At 66.5% G+C, this 15712-nt stretch carries 19 protein-coding genes and 2 pseudogenes; 15 read left to right on the top strand and 6 right to left on the bottom strand.

All coding sequences use genetic code 11. The annotated features are described in order from the left end of the window. Positions 1 to 22: 22 nt before the first annotated feature. A complete protein-coding gene (locus OL239_RS11865; protein ID WP_268909132.1) occupies positions 23 to 1084 on the bottom strand; it encodes a phosphotriesterase in 1062 nt (353 codons plus the stop codon). A gap of 291 nt (positions 1085 to 1375) precedes the next feature. On the opposite strand from OL239_RS11865, the gene OL239_RS11860 reads away from it, so the two are divergent. From OL239_RS11860 to OL239_RS11835, 6 genes are read left to right on the top strand one after another with little or no spacing between them, the layout of a single operon-like run. Next, positions 1376 to 1831 carry a hypothetical protein gene (locus OL239_RS11860; protein ID WP_268909131.1) on the top strand — a complete coding sequence of 152 codons (456 nt, stop codon included), beginning with the start codon at positions 1376 to 1378 and terminating at the stop codon, positions 1829 to 1831. Positions 1832 to 1839: 8 nt separating this feature from the next. Continuing rightward, positions 1840 to 2547 carry a cytochrome P450 gene (locus tag OL239_RS11855; protein ID WP_268909130.1) on the top strand — a complete coding sequence of 236 codons (708 nt, stop codon included), beginning with the start codon at positions 1840 to 1842 and terminating at the stop codon, positions 2545 to 2547. Further along, positions 2544 to 2738 carry a ferredoxin gene (locus OL239_RS11850; protein WP_268909129.1) on the top strand — a complete coding sequence of 65 codons (195 nt, stop codon included), beginning with the start codon at positions 2544 to 2546 and terminating at the stop codon, positions 2736 to 2738. The genes OL239_RS11855 and OL239_RS11850 overlap by 4 nt, the downstream gene beginning before the upstream one ends. Before the next feature lie 19 nt (positions 2739 to 2757). After that, positions 2758 to 3132 (top strand): FAD-dependent oxidoreductase, encoded by a 375-nt coding sequence (locus OL239_RS11845; protein WP_268909128.1) that lies wholly within the window; start codon positions 2758 to 2760, stop codon positions 3130 to 3132. Continuing rightward, entirely contained in the window at positions 3048 to 3926 is an 879-nt protein-coding gene (locus tag OL239_RS11840) for an FAD-dependent oxidoreductase (protein ID WP_268909127.1), read from the top strand. The genes OL239_RS11845 and OL239_RS11840 overlap by 85 nt, the downstream gene beginning before the upstream one ends. A 28-nt stretch (positions 3927 to 3954) precedes the next feature. Then, complete coding sequence (locus tag OL239_RS11835; RefSeq protein WP_268909126.1) at positions 3955 to 4572, top strand: TetR/AcrR family transcriptional regulator; 618 nt, start codon at positions 3955 to 3957, stop codon at positions 4570 to 4572. Between the two features lie 29 nt (positions 4573 to 4601). Here OL239_RS11835 and OL239_RS11830 read toward each other — a convergent pair whose 3' ends face one another. Next, positions 4602 to 5093 (bottom strand): CarD family transcriptional regulator, encoded by a 492-nt coding sequence (locus OL239_RS11830; protein ID WP_268909125.1) that lies wholly within the window; start codon positions 5091 to 5093, stop codon positions 4602 to 4604. Positions 5094 to 5561: 468 nt separating this feature from the next. On the opposite strand from OL239_RS11830, the gene OL239_RS11825 reads away from it, so the two are divergent. The 3 genes from OL239_RS11825 to OL239_RS11815 all read left to right on the top strand — a co-directional run bounded on the left by OL239_RS11825 (position 5562) and on the right by OL239_RS11815 (position 8247). Beyond that, on the top strand, positions 5562 to 5702 hold the full coding sequence (locus tag OL239_RS11825) for a hypothetical protein (RefSeq protein WP_268909124.1): 141 nt from the start codon (positions 5562 to 5564) through the stop codon (positions 5700 to 5702). A gap of 422 nt (positions 5703 to 6124) precedes the next feature. After that, on the top strand, positions 6125 to 7762 hold the full coding sequence (locus OL239_RS11820) for an MDR family MFS transporter (protein ID WP_329609410.1): 1638 nt from the start codon (positions 6125 to 6127) through the stop codon (positions 7760 to 7762). After that, positions 7759 to 8247, top strand: coding sequence for a MarR family winged helix-turn-helix transcriptional regulator (locus tag OL239_RS11815; RefSeq protein ID WP_268909122.1), 489 nt, complete (start codon positions 7759 to 7761; stop codon positions 8245 to 8247). Before OL239_RS11820 ends, OL239_RS11815 begins: the two co-directional genes overlap by 4 nt. Before the next feature lie 103 nt (positions 8248 to 8350). Here the strand turns inward: OL239_RS11815 and OL239_RS11810 are convergent, their stop codons facing one another. Further along, positions 8351 to 8590 carry a hypothetical protein gene (locus OL239_RS11810; protein ID WP_268909121.1) on the bottom strand — a complete coding sequence of 80 codons (240 nt, stop codon included), beginning with the start codon at positions 8588 to 8590 and terminating at the stop codon, positions 8351 to 8353. Between the two features lie 147 nt (positions 8591 to 8737). Next, complete coding sequence (locus OL239_RS11805; RefSeq protein ID WP_268909120.1) at positions 8738 to 10588, bottom strand: ABC transporter ATP-binding protein; 1851 nt, start codon at positions 10586 to 10588, stop codon at positions 8738 to 8740. Between the two features lie 92 nt (positions 10589 to 10680). Here OL239_RS11805 and OL239_RS11800 point away from each other — a divergent pair, with 92 nt between their 5' ends. The 3 genes and pseudogenes from OL239_RS11800 to OL239_RS20205 form a co-directional block, all read left to right on the top strand. Then, complete coding sequence (locus OL239_RS11800) at positions 10681 to 11205, top strand: MarR family winged helix-turn-helix transcriptional regulator (RefSeq protein WP_268909119.1); 525 nt, start codon at positions 10681 to 10683, stop codon at positions 11203 to 11205. 88 nt (positions 11206 to 11293) lie between these two features. Beyond that, positions 11294 to 12025 (top strand): DUF2254 family protein, encoded by a 732-nt coding sequence (locus tag OL239_RS11795; RefSeq protein ID WP_268909118.1) that lies wholly within the window; start codon positions 11294 to 11296, stop codon positions 12023 to 12025. Next, positions 12004 to 12408: pseudogene (locus OL239_RS20205) on the top strand (DUF2254 family protein); the annotation flags it as partial. The gene OL239_RS11795 and the pseudogene OL239_RS20205, both read left to right, overlap by 22 nt. Here the strand turns inward: OL239_RS20205 and OL239_RS11790 are convergent. Further along, the gene (locus tag OL239_RS11790) at positions 12355 to 12675 is read right to left on the bottom strand and encodes a hypothetical protein (protein ID WP_268909117.1); all 321 of its coding nucleotides are present in this window, start codon (positions 12673 to 12675) and stop codon (positions 12355 to 12357) included. The pseudogene OL239_RS20205 and the gene OL239_RS11790 overlap by 54 nt on opposite strands. Positions 12676 to 12719: 44 nt before the next feature. Between OL239_RS11790 and OL239_RS11785 the strand changes: the two genes are divergently transcribed. Together OL239_RS11785 and OL239_RS11780 are read left to right on the top strand one after the other, a co-directional pair. Further along, positions 12720 to 13295: a GNAT family N-acetyltransferase gene (locus OL239_RS11785; RefSeq protein ID WP_268909116.1), complete on the top strand. Its 576-nt coding sequence runs from the start codon at positions 12720 to 12722 to the stop codon at positions 13293 to 13295. A gap of 50 nt (positions 13296 to 13345) precedes the next feature. After that, positions 13346 to 14467 carry a serine hydrolase domain-containing protein gene (locus OL239_RS11780; protein WP_268909115.1) on the top strand — a complete coding sequence of 374 codons (1122 nt, stop codon included), beginning with the start codon at positions 13346 to 13348 and terminating at the stop codon, positions 14465 to 14467. Positions 14468 to 14485: 18 nt separating this feature from the next. Here the strand turns inward: OL239_RS11780 and OL239_RS11775 are convergent. Beyond that, positions 14486 to 15049, bottom strand: a pseudogene (locus OL239_RS11775) (DUF998 domain-containing protein); the annotation flags it as partial. Between the two features lie 98 nt (positions 15050 to 15147). Here OL239_RS11775 and OL239_RS11770 point away from each other — a divergent pair. Next, positions 15148 to 15705, top strand: a complete 558-nt coding sequence (locus OL239_RS11770) for a TetR/AcrR family transcriptional regulator (protein WP_268909114.1) — start codon at positions 15148 to 15150, stop codon at positions 15703 to 15705. The last annotated feature ends 7 nt before the right edge of the window (positions 15706 to 15712 follow it).

Here is a 15712-nt window from a genome sequence, read left to right as displayed (position 1 = left end):
GTGTTTACCTTGGACAACTGCTTCACCTCAAAATTAGAAAAGAATCCGGATCATTCGCTGGCGGTGCTTCAGCGCACCGAGAGCAGGTCCCGGGGTTGTCCGCGAGGATGCGCCGGGCATCCTCGTCGGTCAGGCCCAGGGACGCCAGGAAAGGCATGAACGTGGACAGGACGTGGCTGTACGGCAGGTCGTAGGACGGGATGCCCTTGGCCACGCCGACCGCATTGGTGGAGAGCAGGATCCGGTCCGCATAGCCGGCCGCGACCAGCTCGAGCACCAGGGCCGCGCGTGCGCGGTCGCTGAGGTAGGCGCCGTCGTCGTTGAGTCCCACGTGATCCAGGACGACGTAGGCGCCGCGGCGGGCCACCTCAAGGGCGGCGCCGGCAGCGTCGCGGCGGTCCAGGCCGCCAACCATGACGCGGTTTGCCGGCAGCTGCTCGCTCAGCACGATGTCCAGGTCGTGGACGGCGTCGGCGCCGAACCGGATGGACACCGGGATGCCGGTGGCGGCAGCGGTGCGCGCCGCCCCGCGGAACAGGCTCTCCTCCGTCGCCGTCATGCCGTTTCGGTGCGCCACGCTGGCCACCAGGCCGGCGGCGGCGCGGCGTTCGACGCGCGGAACCACCATGCCTTCGGTGACCTCTTTCGTGAACAGGGAGGCGAACTTCTCGGCCGGCCACGGGGTGGGCGGGTTCGTCTGCGGAGTCAGGAAATAGCCGCCCAGCATTTCCTCGGGACCCATTCCCGTGGAGGCAATGATGTTTACTCCGGTGGTGCGGGAGAGAGCTTCGTAGAGTTTGAGGTCGCGCCCGTGGAACATTCCGGTGCTGTCGACGATGGTGTTTCCGCCGTGGGTACGGAAGTCCGTGAGCTTGGCCGCCAGGATCTCGAAGATCTCCGCCCGGTCAAAGGTGATGTCGGGGGCGTGCTCAGCGCCGGGAAGCACGCAGAGCAATGCCTCGTGAACCGCGACCACGCCCAGTTCGTCAGCCGGCACGGGTCCGAGGACGGTGTTGACTGTGGCGGTTTTCAGTGCGGTGCTGGGCGTCATGCCGGCAACACCTGTGTCTGCTGGGTGGCTCACTGGCCCCTCCTTTGGAGCTCGATACTGCGGAGGCGGGGTCTGATGAGACTGCCGTCACTTCCGTGGAAGTGCCAAGCATCACAGATTTCTTTACACGATGTCAAGAAAACTGTCCGGGTATCACTAGGAGGTGTCGCTGGAGATGTTGGTGGCAAAACGACCACAAACTGAACGACGCGTCCCGTTTCTTGACATGACGTAAAGCTACCCGGCACACTTCTCATGTGACTTCCGCCACATCCTCCTCGGCGCCTGCAGCCGGGCCAACAAAGACCTCCGAAAGGAGACACCATGGCAGTACCGACTGAATCAAACATTGATATCTGGGCCGACGACGTCCTGGTCAACCCCTACCCGACGTACGCCGCGCTGCGTGAACAGGCCGGCGTTGTCCACCTTCCGGAAAACGGAATCTATGTGCTGACGCGTTATGACGTCATCCGCGACGTCCTGGGGGACCCGGAAGCGTTTTCCTCCACCTCGCTGGGCTTCAATGCGATGGTGAACGAGGCACTGCAGGGCACATCGCTGGCCTCCGACCCGCCGCAGCACACGCAGCTGCGCGCGGCCCTGTCACAGAACCTCACGCCCCGTGCCCTGCGCGGGCTCAAAGTCACCATCGACGAAAAGGCCGACAAACTCGTCGCAGAGCTGGTCAGCGGCGGAAGCTTTGAAGCAGTCGACTCTTTGGCCCGCGCCTTTCCCTCGAAATCGTTGCCGATCTCATCGGGTTCAACGGCCATGTGAAGGAGAACATGCTGCGGTGGGGGCAGGCCGCCATGCAGGTCCTGGGTCCGATGAACCGCCGGACCGGAGAGAACTTCCCCATTGCCGGCGAGCTCTATGCCTGGTGCTCATCGGTGAGCGCCGGTGACCTCGCGCCCGGCTCCATCGGCCGCGGAATTTTCGATTCCGAAGCCCGCGGCGACATTCCCGCAGGCTCCGCAGGGCACATCATCCATCAGTACCTCGGCGCCGGCGTCGACACCACGATTGCCTCGATTGGAAACACCGTTGCCCTGTTCGGCCGCCACCCGGAGCAGCTGAAACTTGTCCGCGACAACCCGGATCTGGTTCCCGCAGCCTTCGCCGAGGTCCTCCGCTACTGGGCTCCCATGCACATCTGGGGCCGAACGGCAACGCGCGAGGTCGACATCGGTGGTGTCACCGTTCCCGCCGGAGCCCAACTGGGCCTCCTCATCGGTGCCGGAAACCACGACCCGAGGCACTACGAGAATCCGGATGCTTTTGAGGTGAGCCGCAACCCGGTTGACCATCTCTCGTTCGGCTACGGCCCGCACGGCTGCGCCGGGCAGGGCCTGGCCAGGCTCGAAGGCCACGCCATCATCGCAGCGCTGGCCCGCCGCGTGAAAACCATGAGCGTGGGAAACGGGGAGCGGATCCCGAGCAACATCACCCGCAGCTTTGAAACCCTGAACGTTGCGGCGGTGGAGGCAGCATGAGGATCGAACTCGATCAGCCCCGATGCGAAGGCCACGGACTCTGCGAGGAAGCGGCACCGGAACTTATGCATCTGGACGATGACGGCGACCTCGTGATCGATGTCCCGGACGTGGAGGGACCGCAGCTCGAGCCTGCCAAGGCGGCGGTTCGGGTCTGCCCGGTTGCGGCCCTCCGCCTGGTGCAGGCGTGACGGCGGGGCGGGCATGAAAATGGACCGCATTGTCGTGGTCGGCAACGGCATTGCCGGGCTGACCGCTTGCGACTCTCTGCGCTCGGCGGGTTTCGACGGCGACTTGACGGTTGTGGGCACCGAACAGCACCAGCCCTACAGCAGGCCCGCACTGTCCAAGGCGCTGCTGCACGACGGCGGCCTGACGGCACACGAGCTGCCCGACCCGTCCCACGGGGCAACCGAGATGCTGGGCGTCAGCGCTGACGGACTGGATCCTGAAGCACGGATTGTCCGGCTGGCCGGGGAGGGGGACTGCCGTATGACGGCTTGGTCATTGCTTCCGGGTCCAGGGCGAAACGGCTTGCGCCGGAGCACGACGCCGGCCGGTCCGGGGAGGCTTCGCGTGAACTGACGCTGCGCACGTTTGAGGATGCCCTTGCGCTGCGGGAGCAGATTGTGCGGCGTCCTTCGGTTGTGGTGGTCGGGGGCGGGGCTCTCGGCATGGAAGTCGCGTCCGGCTGCCTGCAGGCGGGCTGCAGCGTCACGCTGGTCTCCGACGCGCCGCCGCTCACACGCCAGCTCGGCGGTTTTCTGTCCGGAGTGTTCGTAGCCGCTGCCACCCGCCGTGGGTTGCGGCTGGTCTCCGGAACGAGGGCGCGGATTGCGGATTCCGGCTCGGGTCCGCGCGTCGTTCTGGCGGACGGCACTGAGCTGGAAGCGGAACTCATCGTGAGCGCCATAGGTGATGAACCCAATGTCAGCTGGCTGGCCGGCACGGGACTGCTCGTTGGCGGCGAGTTGCGGGTCGACTCCCGGGGACGGGTAAGGCCGGACATCGTTGCCGCCGGCGACGTCGCGTCAATACCCGCCCGGCAGGGAACAGGGCGGGTTCCGCTGTGGATCAGCGCCATTGAGCAGGCGAAAGCTGCAGCCTTGGGCCTGCTCCTGGGCGACCGGGCCCCGGCGCTCGATTTCCAGCCGTATTTCTGGACTGAAGCGTTCGGTGTATCGCTCAAATCGGTGGGTTTCACGCCCGTGGAAGGAATCCCCGGTTACTGGGAGCCGGGCGCGGACGAGGAATCGATGCTGGTCAGGTGGGAGAACAGGGACGGCACCGGAACTGCGGCCGCACTGAACTACCGGATTCCCGTGCCAAAGCTCCGCCGTCTGGCCAACACCGGCCCTGCGGTTCAGGTGGCCGTTTGAAGCGACTGCGCCCTGTTAAGGTTGTGTCATGCCGTCGCTAAGAGAAGCCCAGAAGCAACTGACGCGCGACACGATCGTCGAGCGGGCGCTGGAGCTCTTCACTGGCAAGGGATACGCCGCCACCACCATCGATGAAATCGCCGCGGCGGCCGGCACCACCCGGGTGACGTTCTACGCCTATTACCCTTCACGCACGGACCTGATGAAGGATTTCATGGCGCGCGTGAACGCCGTCCTGGACCGCAGCAGCGGACCCGGGCGCCCGTCAACGGCTGCCGAGCTGGTCGACGTCGTATGTTCCGGAGAACTGGCCGGCATCCTCGCCTGGATCGAATCGCGGGCCGCGCTGTGGCCCGTGTTCCGCCCCTATCTGGATGTGCTGAGCGACGCCGCCGCGGTGGATGCCGACGTCCGTTCCATGCTCGAAGCCTGGAATGAAGAGGTCATTTCGGACATGGTCCGGGGCATGGAGCTGGCCGGGCGCTTCCCCGCGGAGACCTGGCATCTTCGCGCAACCCTGGCCTACAAGCAGCTGGACTACGTTGCCACGCTGTGGACCCGCCGGCGGCTTGAGCCCAACCGGGAGCACGCCGTCGAGGTCCTGGCCGACAGCTGGCACCATCTACTGTGCGGCGCAGGCAGCTGACCCAAGAGGCAGCAGGGGCAGCAGCGCCCCTAGGCCAGCGCCCGGAACGGCGGCCACAGGCTGTCGAGCCGCACTCCGGCGTCGTCCTCGGAAATCCCCAGCGCCAGCGAAATTTCAGTCAGCAGCGGCCGTCGTGCCTGGCGGAGCATGTCCCGTTCGGCCTGCGAAAGTCCGTCTGCGGCGTTCCGAAGCATGAGGTTGCGGACGACGGCGGCGATCACCAGCGGATCCCCGGTGGCGAGTTTTTCGGTGTTGTCCTTAAACCGCCGGGACCACTGGACGTCCTCCTGGTCGGCCGGCGCGCCAAGGACCCGGAACAGGGCCTCCAGGCCGGCGGCATCCAGCACCGGCCGCAGGCCGACGCGGTCCATCTGGTCCACAGGAACCCAGACCATCAGATGCGAGGCCTGCACCTCGAGGACCACGCACTCCTTCTGAAGGCGCGGGTGCATTTCAAACGACATGACGACGGCGGGTCCATGGTGGGGATGGACCAGGATCTGGCCCTTGGAAAGTGGCAATGTGCTACCTCCGACCACACGATATCCGCAGGACGGTTCGGATCGAACGGTCATCATCTGCGGGTTTTGGTGAGTCTCCATTTTACTCCGCCGGGCTCCGCGGTCACCGGTGAGGAGCTCCTCAGGGCGGGGTGCAGCCGGAAAAAATACCGGCGCCTTACTTGGACCCGAATGGCGGGCCCTGACGCCGAATGCGCTTTTGTGAACTGTTACCCCTTTCCCCGGCAAGAAGGCCCCATCCCGTGAGCCTTGGCGGCACCACCGAGAACCCGGCCACAACATACATCCCCAACGGCAACGCCCTGGACCTCTTTTTCCGGACTACGACTTCGCCACGGCCACCGTTTAGCTTCCGCAGTACTGAGGAGACGACGGCGGCGGCGGCCAGCCGTTGTTGAGTATGTGACATATTAGTTTTGCCGGAGGCAGGGGCAGCCTCTCCGCTGGCTCGACGGAAGGACAAATGAAATGAGTGTTATCGCAGGCTGGACATTGACCGTGTTCCTCATGATTCTCCTAATTGCCGCGGTGGTCCTCGGGATCGTCTACGTCGCGCGAAAGGGTGTGCCGCAGCGCGTTGTCAGGCGCACGGCACGCCGCAGAGAATGAGCTGACGCTCAAAGCCCCGGTTATGGCCGGGGCTTTGTCATGTCCCGACTGGTTCCGTCGGGGTCGAGCTGCTCGTTCGGCACCGCGTGCTAACGGGGTCATAAGGCCCGCCGTTCTCCGCGACAAATGCCAGATGAGGGATGGTGAACATTGTGGACCCCTAGTCGAAAGTGCCCGCCAGCGTCGGAGCCTACCGGAGACCCCCTGGTGCGGGCTTTTTGGTCAGCCCGGCATTTCTCCCGGGAAGGGCAACGTGTCTCTGGACACTTAATAGTTGATATACGGCAACTACTTTATATAGTTGACCTTAGTCAACTACTAGCAGGAGCCAGATGTCCCCGGATAAGCGTCCCGTACAGACCAAGCCAAAGAAGGAACGAAAGGCCAAGGCACCCAAACCGACGGCCTCGCCCGACGGCACCATGACCCATAAGCAGGTGCTGGAATCACTGTCAGGGCTGCTGCTGGGCATGTTCGTTTCCATCCTGGCCGGCACCGTGGTCTCCACGTCGCTTCCGCTGATCATCTCGGACCTCGACGGCAACCAGTCCGCCTACACCTGGGTGGTGACCGGAACGCTGCTGGCAACCACCGTTTCCACCCCGCTGTGGGGTAAGTTCGCGGACCTCTTTAACCGCAAGCTGCTCATTCAGCTGGCCCTGGGCATCTTCGTGCTCGGCTCGGCCCTCGCCGGCTTCTCGCAGGACACCAGCACCCTCATTGTCTTCCGCGTCTTCCAGGGCCTCGGTGCCGGCGGTCTTGCCGCCCTGAGCCAGATCATCATGGCGGACATCATCAGCCCGCGCGACCGCGGCAAGTACGCCGGTCTGTTCGGTGCCGTGATGGCTGTGGGCACCGTCGGCGGACCGCTGCTGGGCGGCGTCGTCACCGACGCCTTCGGCTGGCGCTGGAACTTCTTCATCGCCCTTCCGGTGGCCATTGCAGCGATCATCCTGCTGCAGCTGACCCTGCACCTGCCCAAGCACCCCAAGCGCAAGGTCCACATCGACTACCTCGGCGCAGTCCTGATCGCCGGCGGCGTGTCGCTGCTGATGATCTGGGTCACGCTGGCAGGCAACCAGTTCGGCTGGGCCTCGCTCGCCTCATTCCTGATGGTGGCCGGCTCCGCTGTGCTGCTGATCGCTGCTGTCCTGGTGGAGTTCAAGTCCCCGGAACCCATCATTCCGCTGTCCATGTTCAAGAACCGGACGTTCACCCTTTCCGTGGTTGCCAGCATCGCCGTCGGCGTGTCCATGTTCGGCACGTCGGTGTTCCTGGCCCAGTACATGCAGCTGGCCCGCGGAGCCACCCCCACCGAATCCGGCCTGCTCACAATTCCGATGATGGCCGGACTGTTGATCTCCTCGACTTACTTTGGCCGCGTCATCAGCCGCACCGGCAAGTGGAAGGCCGTGATGATCGTCGGTGCCGTCCTCACTGTGGTGGGTTCCGTCCTGCTGGGCACCCTGGCCTATGACACCAATCTGGTGCTCGTGGGCATTTACATGGCCGTGCTCGGCGCCGGGCTGGGCATGCTGATGCAGAACCTGGTGCTCGTGGTCCAGAACTCCATCGAGGTGAAGAACCTCGGTGTGGCCACCAGTGCCGTGACCTTCTTCCGCAGTCTTGGCGGCACTGTTGGAGTCTCGGTGCTGGGGTCGGTCCTGGGAACCATCGTGGCGCAGGAAATCAAGACCGGCATCGCGGACCTGGCGCCCGCGGACCAGGCGGCCGCCGCCGCTGCTCTAGGCAGCGGAAGCATCCCGCAGGTTTCAACGCTGCCGGACGCCGTCGCCGTCGTGGTTGAAAGCGCCTACGGCGTAGGCGTCGGCTCGGTCTTCCTGTACAGCGTTCCCTTGGCCGTCATCACGCTTCTCGCGGTCATCTTCCTGCCCAACGCCCCGCTGGGACGGCAAAACGCCGTGCAGCTGAAGAAGGCCGCCGCCGAGTCGGAATCCGCACCGGAGCTGACGCTGGCGGAGGTCGCCACGGGGGCCGTTGCCCTGGTGGATCCGATGTCACCCGTTCGGACCGCCAGCCCGGAGCATCCGGTCAAGTGACTCCGCAGCAGGCCGCCCACGCCGAGGCTGTCCACGAGGTCGAGGAAAACCTCCGGCTGCTTACCGAAATTGTCCGGGCCAGCATGCGGGACGCGGCCAAACGGATTGATCCGGCCCTGTCCCTGTTCGGACTGAAGATGCTCCAGCTGCTCAAGCGCGAGGGCCCGCTTCATTCTGGTGCAGCCGCGGAACTGCTGATGGTGGACAAGAGTGTCATCAGCAGGCAGTCGCGCCAGCTGGAGGAGCTTGGCCTGATTGAGGTTCAGCCGGACCCGAACGACGGCCGTGCCCGGCTGCTGCTGCTCACACCCGTAGCCGACGCACAGGTGGCGGCAGTTCGAACCGGCATCATGCTGGACCCGGATGTGCTTGATTCCTGGTCAGCGGATGAACTGCATCAGTTTGCGGAGTATTTGTCCCGGCTGGGCCGGCGGCGTTCACCGGACGCGGCGGGCGCCCCCGGCTCCCCGGGCAGCGGGGGTTAGACCCGGCCGGCTGCCCGAACCGGACTAAGACGGAATGAGCCGGACCCTGAAGGGTCCGGCTCATTTTTGTAAGCGGCTGCGTTCTGTAAGCGTCCGGCGGAGCCTACTCCGCCGGACGCTCCGGTCCGTCCTGGGAAGCTGCGGAACCGCCGGCCGCGGGGCCTCGGGTCTTCGACGCCTTCCGGCCGCGCCCCGAGAGCAGGGAGAACGCGGTACTCAACACAAATAGCTCGCTCACCAGGCCCATGGGGCTGGCGGGCAGCGGCACAAACTGGTGATACAGCACCAGCGCCGAAACCATCAGAATGGCCGGGTGCGCACGGAGGAGCCATTCGGTGGGCACTTCGCGCGGCCACGGAAAAAGCCCTCTTCGGCAACGGTGTCGGCGCGGGATGTTTTCATGGCTCTATCTTGCCAGATCCCTGCCCTGGGCTTCTGTTTCCCGCCACGGCGCACCTCCTCCACCTGACCGGGTGGTTAGGACCTGCGGTCAGCTCCGTGCCAGCTCGTGACGCGCCGCCAGCCGGGCAAACGCGCCGCCCGCCGCCCGCAGCCGGGCTGACGTGCCGCGCTCCACGATGCGTCCGGCGTCGAGCACCACCACCTGCTCCGCGTTCTCCACGGTGGAGAGCCGGTGCGCAATGGTCAGCGTGGTTCGGCCGGCCGCGAGCCGCTCCAGCGCCTGCTGCACCTGGGCTTCAGTGGTGTTGTCCAGCGCGGAGGTGGCTTCGTCCAGCACCAGCACCGGCGGGTTGCGCAGGATGGTGCGGGCAATGGCCAGGCGCTGCTGCTCGCCGCCGGAGAAGCGGTGCCCGCGCGCGCCCACCAGTGTTTCCAGCCCCTCCGGCAGTGCGCCGATGGAATCGGCAATCTGCGCGGCGGCAAGTGCGCTCCACAGCTGCTCGTCGCCGGCGTCCGGCGCCGCCAAGAGCAGGTTCTCGCGCACCGAGGCATGGACCAGGTAGGTCTCCTGCGAGACGACGCCGACAATCCGGGCCAGGTCCGCGGGCGCAATTTCGCGTACGTCCACTCCGTCGATGGTGACGCGGCCGGCGCTGACCTCGTTCAGGCGCGGCAGCAGCGATGCCAGTGTGCTCTTACCGGAGCCGGTGGGCCCGACGACGGCGGTGGTCGTCCCCGGTGGCAGCGCCAGGTCGATCCCGCGCAGGACGTCCGCACCGCCGTCGTATGCGAAGCTGACCCCCTCGAACCGGACCTCGCCGCGCACCGAAGCCGGGTCCATCCGGACCGGATGCTTCGGCGCCCGGATGGCCGGCACCAGATCCAGGTATTCGAAGATCCGGGAAAAGAACGCCAGCGCCGTGACCCACTGGACGCCGATGTTCAGCAGTCCCATGACCGGGCGGAAGACGGCGGCCTGCAGGCCAGTGAAGGCCACGAGTGTACCGATGGTCATGCCGCCGCTGGTGGCCGGAAAGCCGGCCGCAAGATAGATGACGGCCGGAATCGCCGCAAAGACAATCTGCATGGTGGCCATCCGCCAGCTGCCGGCGAGCTGGCTGCGCAGCTCCAGGCCCACCAGCTTTTCGGACCGGTCGCGGAACTTGTCGGTGTCCCGCGGCACGGTGCCCAGGGTCTTGGCCAGACGGACTCCGGAGACTGACAGTCCTTCCTCCACCTGGGTGTGCAGGGCGGCAAGTTCGCGCTGGCGCTCGTCGGTAACCGTGCGGCGGATCTGCGCCACGCGGCGGGAGAGCCAGACCGCCGGCGGCAGGACCACCAGGGAGATGAGGCTCAGTCCGGGGGACAGGGCCACCATCGCGACAACCGTGGCCACCGCCGTCGTGAGGTTGGAGGCGACGCCGGTGGCAGTGGTGGTGACCACCGACTGCATGCCGGAAATATCGTGGGTAAGCCGGGACTGCACCTCGCCGCCGCGGGTGCGGGTGAAGAAGCCCAGCGACTGCGCCTGCAGGTGGGTGAACAGCCGCACGCGCAGGGCGTGCATCACCCGCTGCCCCATGCCCGTGGCCAGCCAGGTCTGTATGACGCCGATCACCGAGGTAAGGGCGGCCACCGCCACCATCGATGCCGCCAGGACCAGCAGCAGCCGGATGTTTCCGGACGGCAGGGCGTCGTCAATCACGGCGCGGACCAGGAACGGCTGGGCCAAAGTGATGACCGAGGACAGCGTAATGAGCGCGACGACGACGGCGATGGTTCCCTTGTGCGGGGCGAACAGGGCCGCGATGCGCTTCAAGCTCACGGGGTGCCGCTTCAACTGCTTCTTATCTGCTGGGTTCAACCGCGCAGGGCCGCGGCCGCCGCCGGATCCCCTGCCGCTACCGGGGCCCGCCGGGGCCGCTTCGGGAATTGCCATGGTTCCTCCTGAGGCTGCGGGTATCTGCGCCGCAGCTAATAGAGAGGTTACCTCACTATGTGGCTACCCGCTACATGGGTAGACTGTTTTTCATGACGAATGCTTCCGCCGATCCGGCGGCCCTGGGTGAACTGATGCACGCCGCATTCCGCGGCCTGCGAAAGCGCTGGATGCAGCAGCTCGCCCCCTACGGGCTGACGCCCCACCAATTCCGGGCCTTGAGCGCGGTCGCCCGGAAAGCTCCCGGCGGGAACGGGCCGGGCGATCACGCCGGCGAGCACGGCGGCGATCCCGCCGCGGCCACCGGCACAGGCAGCGAGCCGGGACTGCGGCTGAAGGAGCTGGCGGAGCGGCTGCGCATCGCGCCCCGGTCGGCGACCGAGGTTGTTGACCAGTTAGAGGGCAAAGGGCTGGTGGAACGACGGGCCCACCCGACGGACCGGCGTGCGGCGCTGCTGGTGCTGACCGGGGCGGGGGAGCGGCTGTGGAAGACCGTGCTGGCTGACCGGAAGCGCGAGGCAGACGAGTTCTTCTCAGTTTTAGAGCCCGGCGATCGGGCCGAGCTGGCCCGCCTTCTGGGGCAGCTGGCCGGGAACGGGCACAAGCCGCGGTCCTAACGGTGCGGATTCCGTACCGGGATTGGACCGCCGCGTTCACCACCGCCACAATGAAGCAGGCTTAGTTTCCGCTTCCCGAGGGGCACTGATGAGCAACACAGGGCATGGTTCGTCGACTTTCCGTCCGCGCCACCCGGGACCGGAGCCGAGGTTCCGTATCAACCGCGAGTCGCTGCGGGCATCGCTGTGGTTCTGGCCCGCCTGTGCTTCCCTGGCTGCACTTCTGTTGTCCCTGTTGCTGCTCCAAGTGCGGCCCGGTGAGGAGGCGGAATGGGCGCAGTGGATCTGGCCGTCCGGCGTCGCCGCCGCGAGCAGCCTGCTCCAGACTGTGGCCACCAGTGTGATGACCGCCGTCACCGTGACGTTTTCCCTGACCGTGGTGGCCCTGCAGCTGGCATCCCAGCAGTTCTCTCCCCGGCTGCTGCGTGACTTCGCCCGGGATACGCGCACCCAGACGGTCCTGGGCGTACTCCTTGGCACCTTCATGGTCAGCATGACGGGGCTGCACGGCATGGATCCGAACCGGCCGGTCCCGGTGCTGGTGGTGGGCCTGGTCTATGTGCTGGGGATTGCCAGCGGAGTGGTGCTGCTGCTGTTCATCGGCCACATCACCCGCTCGCTGCGGGTGGACACCATGATGCTCAACTCCCATCAGGGCTGCCTGGCCGTGATGGACGAAACCTATCCCGCATCCGAGACCGGCGAAGTGCAGTACTTTCCGGAGCCCGGCGGCGGCACTGCGGTTCCGGCGCGGCGCAGCGGGATTATCCAGGCGGTGCGGCCCACGCCCTGGTGGACATGCTCCGCCGGTACGGACTGACCATGCGGATTGACGTGCAGCCCGGAGACCAGATCACGGTTGGTACGCCGGCGGCCCGGGTCTGGAGTGACGGCGGCGGCAGCATTCCCATGGGCGCAGTGCGGAAAGCGCTGGCCGACGCCATGGAGATTGGCTACGAACGCACCGCAGAGCAGGATGCGGCGCTGGGGCTGCGCCAGTTGACCGACATCGCGGTGAAGGCGATCTCGCCCAGCATCAACGATCCCATTACGGCGGCCCACTCCATGGGCTACTGCGCCGACCTGCTGGTGGCGCTGCAGCGGCGGCTCGGGCCGGAGGGCCACGAAGACGCCGCCGGGGTGCTTCGGCTAGTCACGGTGGGACGCGACTACCGCTACTTCCTGGACCTGGTCTGTGGGCCGGTAAGGCGCTTCGCGGATTCGGAGCCCCTGGTGCTCACCGCCGTCCTGCGGCTGCTGCGGGACTGCGCCGCCAACGCCGTCAACGACGGCCAGCGGGAGGAGATCCGCCGCCAGTCGGCCTTGGTGTTGGCGACCACCCGCGACCATCTGGTGGTTGCCGACGACCGTGAGATCCGGGACATGGCCCGCCGGGTGGAGGAGGCCCTTGCCGGGGACCTCCGGGCGGCCTTCGCGGACCGGGCAGGGAGACGCGGTCGGTGTAGGCACGGGTTGCTCCGCCGCCGGCCCATCGGCTGTGGCAAGCTGTGGCCATGGAATCGAACGCTGCATTTCCGCCGTGGCCCGCCGTCGACCCAAGCTGTGGCGGGGTGCGGCTGCGGAAGTTCCGGGATGAAGATGCGGCAATGGCCGTGGAGCTCTCCCTCGATGACTACGTTCCGACAATCGGCACCCTTCCTCCGCAGGCATCGGCGGAGCAGGCCCTGGCCTGGGTCGAACGCCAGCGGCAGCACCACATCCGGGGAACAGGGTTTGCCTTTTGCATCGCCGATGCCGCCACCGACCAGGCTCTGGGCCAGTTGGGACTGTGGCTCCGTGAGTTGGACGCAGGCCGCGCCCAAGCCGGCTACGGCGTCGCGCCCGGTGCCCGCGGCCGCCGCGTCGGCACCCGTGCGCTGCTCTCCCTGCTGGACTTCGGCTGGACGATCCCCGGGCTGCACCGGGTGGAACTGTTCATCGAGCCGTGGAACATGGCCTCGACGCGTACCGCGGAATACTCCGGCTTCACCCGGGAAGGTCTTCTCCACAGCCACTCCGAAATCGCCGGAGAACGGCGGGACATGCTGCTCTACGCCGCAGTGCGGGGCCGGCAGCCTCGGCCGGATTAACGCGCCGAGCACCGTTGACTCTGCGGCTTTGGCTGCCGGACAGTGGAGGAATGCCTGAATCCGCCGCATCGTTGTGGAACAGCCTGGCCGAAACCGTACGCTCGGGCTGGTGCCCGGGACTCGTCGCCGGCATCAGCATCAACGGGAAAACCGAGGTCTTTGCCACTGGAACGCTGGATTTCTCCCGTCCGGAACCGATGGCCGAGGACACCCCGTTCCGCATCTCCTCGCTCAGCAAGCTGTTTGGCGGCGCGCTGGCGCTGAGCCTGGTCGCTGACGGCACGCTGGGCCTGGACGACGACGTCGGACGCTGGCTTCCGGCGCTGGCCAACCTCCGCGTCCTGGTGACCCCCGATGCGCCGCTGTCGATGACCGTGCCGGCGCGAGGACCCGTTACTGTCCGGCAGCTGCTGACGTTTACGGCCGGGCTGGGCATTGACTTTGGATCCACCCCCTACCAGACCGCCACCCGGGATCTGTTGTGGGGGCCAAACCCGCCTGCCATGGATCCGGAGGAGTATGTGGCCCGGATTGGAGAGCTGCCACTGGCGCACCAGCCCGGGGACCGCTGGATGTATCACGCCTGCGCCGACCTGCTCTCCGCGCTGCTGCCGGCTGTGACCGGAACACCGCTGGGCGAACTGGTCCGGGAGCGGATCAGCGAACCGTTCCATCTCGCCGGCACGGGCTTTCCTTCCGGTGTCGAGCGGTACCCGACCGTTTATGAGGCCGACGGCGGCGGCGGGCTGCGGGAGGCGGTCTCCTACCGAGACGCCATGGCCGGCCCGCCGGAGTTTCCGTCCCTGGCCGGGGGCATGGTTTCCACTGTTCCCGACTACCTCACCTTCCTCTCGGCGCTGGCGAGGGACACCGTCCTGCCGCCGGTGCTGCGCCGGCAGATGACGGAGGACCAGCTAACCTCCCCACAGCGCGCCGGCATGGCGGAGATGGCCGGACCGGACGAATCCTGGGGGTTCATGACCGCCGTGCAGGTCGGACCGGGTGCGCCCTGGTCAGCGCCCGGAATGTGGGGCTGGGCCGGGGGCACCGGCGTCAGTGCCGCCGTGTACCCTGACGGGGACATCGGCGTCGTCTTTACCCAGCGCTTTATGGGGGGACCGCAGGACAACTTCGACTTCTTTTGGGAACCCTTTGGATCGTTGCGGCATTAGCAGCAGCAGGCCCAGGGCAGCTCCCCAGAGCGTGAGGGTGTCGAACGCCAGGCGTTCCGTGATGCCCAGGCCCAGTGCCAGTGACGGGCCTCCGCTTACCGCATCGATAAACAGAAGGAAACCGGCCACTGAAACGGCCAGGCTCACGGCCGTCAGTACGGAAGCAGTGCGGGCGCCGGGATGGCCCCGCAGGGCGACGAGCAGGAGGATCATTCCCACCCACTGCACCGCGGCCTGGGCCAGGGCCACTGCGTCATGGGCGGCAGGCTGCACATCCCAGGGCAGCAAACCGACCAGCATAACCAGCACGCCGCCGGCAGCCAGAAAACCCATGGCCGACCGGCCTGCACGGCGGCGGGGCCACGCGGACCAGAGCAGAACCGCGCCAAGTGCCAGAAACGCTCCGTTGGCGATGGTGGAACCGTTGGCCAGCAGATGGGCAGGCGAACAGATGTACCGCTCCACCCGGGTGCCGGCGTCGAAGGTCGCACAGGCCGTCACGCCCAGGTCGCTGATGAAGTTGGCCCGCCAGGAATAGGGGCGGGTCCACATCGCTGCCGCGAAAACCTGGGCCGGAAGCATTATCAGGCCGCAAATCCAGAGGGTCGCGCCCCATCGAAGTCGTGTCATGCCATGAGCGTACAATACGACTGTATTGTTAGCCAGCAAGGTAGTGTCGAATGATGACCTCCGCCGCCCAGCGCATCCTCACCGCGGTACAGGAGATCCTGATGAGCCGCGGGATCGAGGAGGTGTCCATCCGCAACGTGGCCGCGGCTGCCGGCGTCTCCGTTGGTGCCGTCCAGCATCACTACAAGACCAAAGATGAACTGCTGATGGCCGCCATGGACCAGGTCTCCGAGGCCTTCGTCGCCGACGTGACCGCAGTGCTGGATCCGGACGCACCGGCCCGATCCAATCTTGAGGCCGTGTGCCGGATCCTTGGTTCCGTGGACGCGGAATCCCGGCCCGCCTCGGTTATTTGGCTGGCCTACGCGTCCAAGGCGGCTACAAGCGACGCTGTGGCCCGGGCCCACCGGCAGTCCTGGCGCCTCATGGAGCAAGGACTGACCGCCCTGCTTCAGCGGCTGGATCCGGCGTTCGGAGCCGACGACGCTGCGCTGCTGATGGCCTTTCTTGACGGCCTTGCCGTAGCGAGGGCCACGGAGTCTGACCGGATGACGCCGGAGCGCGCGCAGCGGCTTCTGGACCGGTTCCTGGGACAGCTTCGGCCGTAACCGAAAT

This window comes from Arthrobacter sp. ATA002, from assembly GCF_026898095.1.
Lineage (GTDB): Bacteria > Actinomycetota > Actinomycetes > Actinomycetales > Micrococcaceae > Arthrobacter_B.
Note: the sequence above shows the minus strand (reverse complement) of the source record. Positions and strands in the feature narration are given on the sequence as shown.

Bases quoted from the DNA above. Each gene is read 5' to 3' on its own strand.
- OL239_RS11860 (WP_268909131.1), top strand. From the start codon at position 1,376: ATGGCAGTACCGACTGAATCAAACATTGATATCTGGGCCGACGACGTC.
- OL239_RS11855 (WP_268909130.1), top strand. From the start codon at position 1,840: ATGCTGCGGTGGGGGCAGGCCGCCATGCAGGTCCTGGGTCCGATGAAC.
- OL239_RS11850 (WP_268909129.1), top strand. From the start codon at position 2,544: ATGAGGATCGAACTCGATCAGCCCCGATGCGAAGGCCACGGACTCTGC.
- OL239_RS11845 (WP_268909128.1), top strand. From the start codon at position 2,758: ATGGACCGCATTGTCGTGGTCGGCAACGGCATTGCCGGGCTGACCGCT.
- OL239_RS11835 (WP_268909126.1), top strand. From the start codon at position 3,955: ATGCCGTCGCTAAGAGAAGCCCAGAAGCAACTGACGCGCGACACGATC.
- OL239_RS11825 (WP_268909124.1), top strand. From the start codon at position 5,562: ATGAGTGTTATCGCAGGCTGGACATTGACCGTGTTCCTCATGATTCTC.
- OL239_RS11820 (WP_329609410.1), top strand. From the start codon at position 6,125: ATGACCCATAAGCAGGTGCTGGAATCACTGTCAGGGCTGCTGCTGGGC.
- OL239_RS11805 (WP_268909120.1), bottom strand. From the start codon at position 10,588: ATGGCAATTCCCGAAGCGGCCCCGGCGGGCCCCGGTAGCGGCAGGGGA.
- OL239_RS11800 (WP_268909119.1), top strand. From the start codon at position 10,681: ATGACGAATGCTTCCGCCGATCCGGCGGCCCTGGGTGAACTGATGCAC.
- OL239_RS11795 (WP_268909118.1), top strand. From the start codon at position 11,294: ATGAGCAACACAGGGCATGGTTCGTCGACTTTCCGTCCGCGCCACCCG.
- OL239_RS11785 (WP_268909116.1), top strand. From the start codon at position 12,720: ATGGAATCGAACGCTGCATTTCCGCCGTGGCCCGCCGTCGACCCAAGC.
- OL239_RS11780 (WP_268909115.1), top strand. From the start codon at position 13,346: ATGCCTGAATCCGCCGCATCGTTGTGGAACAGCCTGGCCGAAACCGTA.
- OL239_RS11770 (WP_268909114.1), top strand. From the start codon at position 15,148: ATGATGACCTCCGCCGCCCAGCGCATCCTCACCGCGGTACAGGAGATC.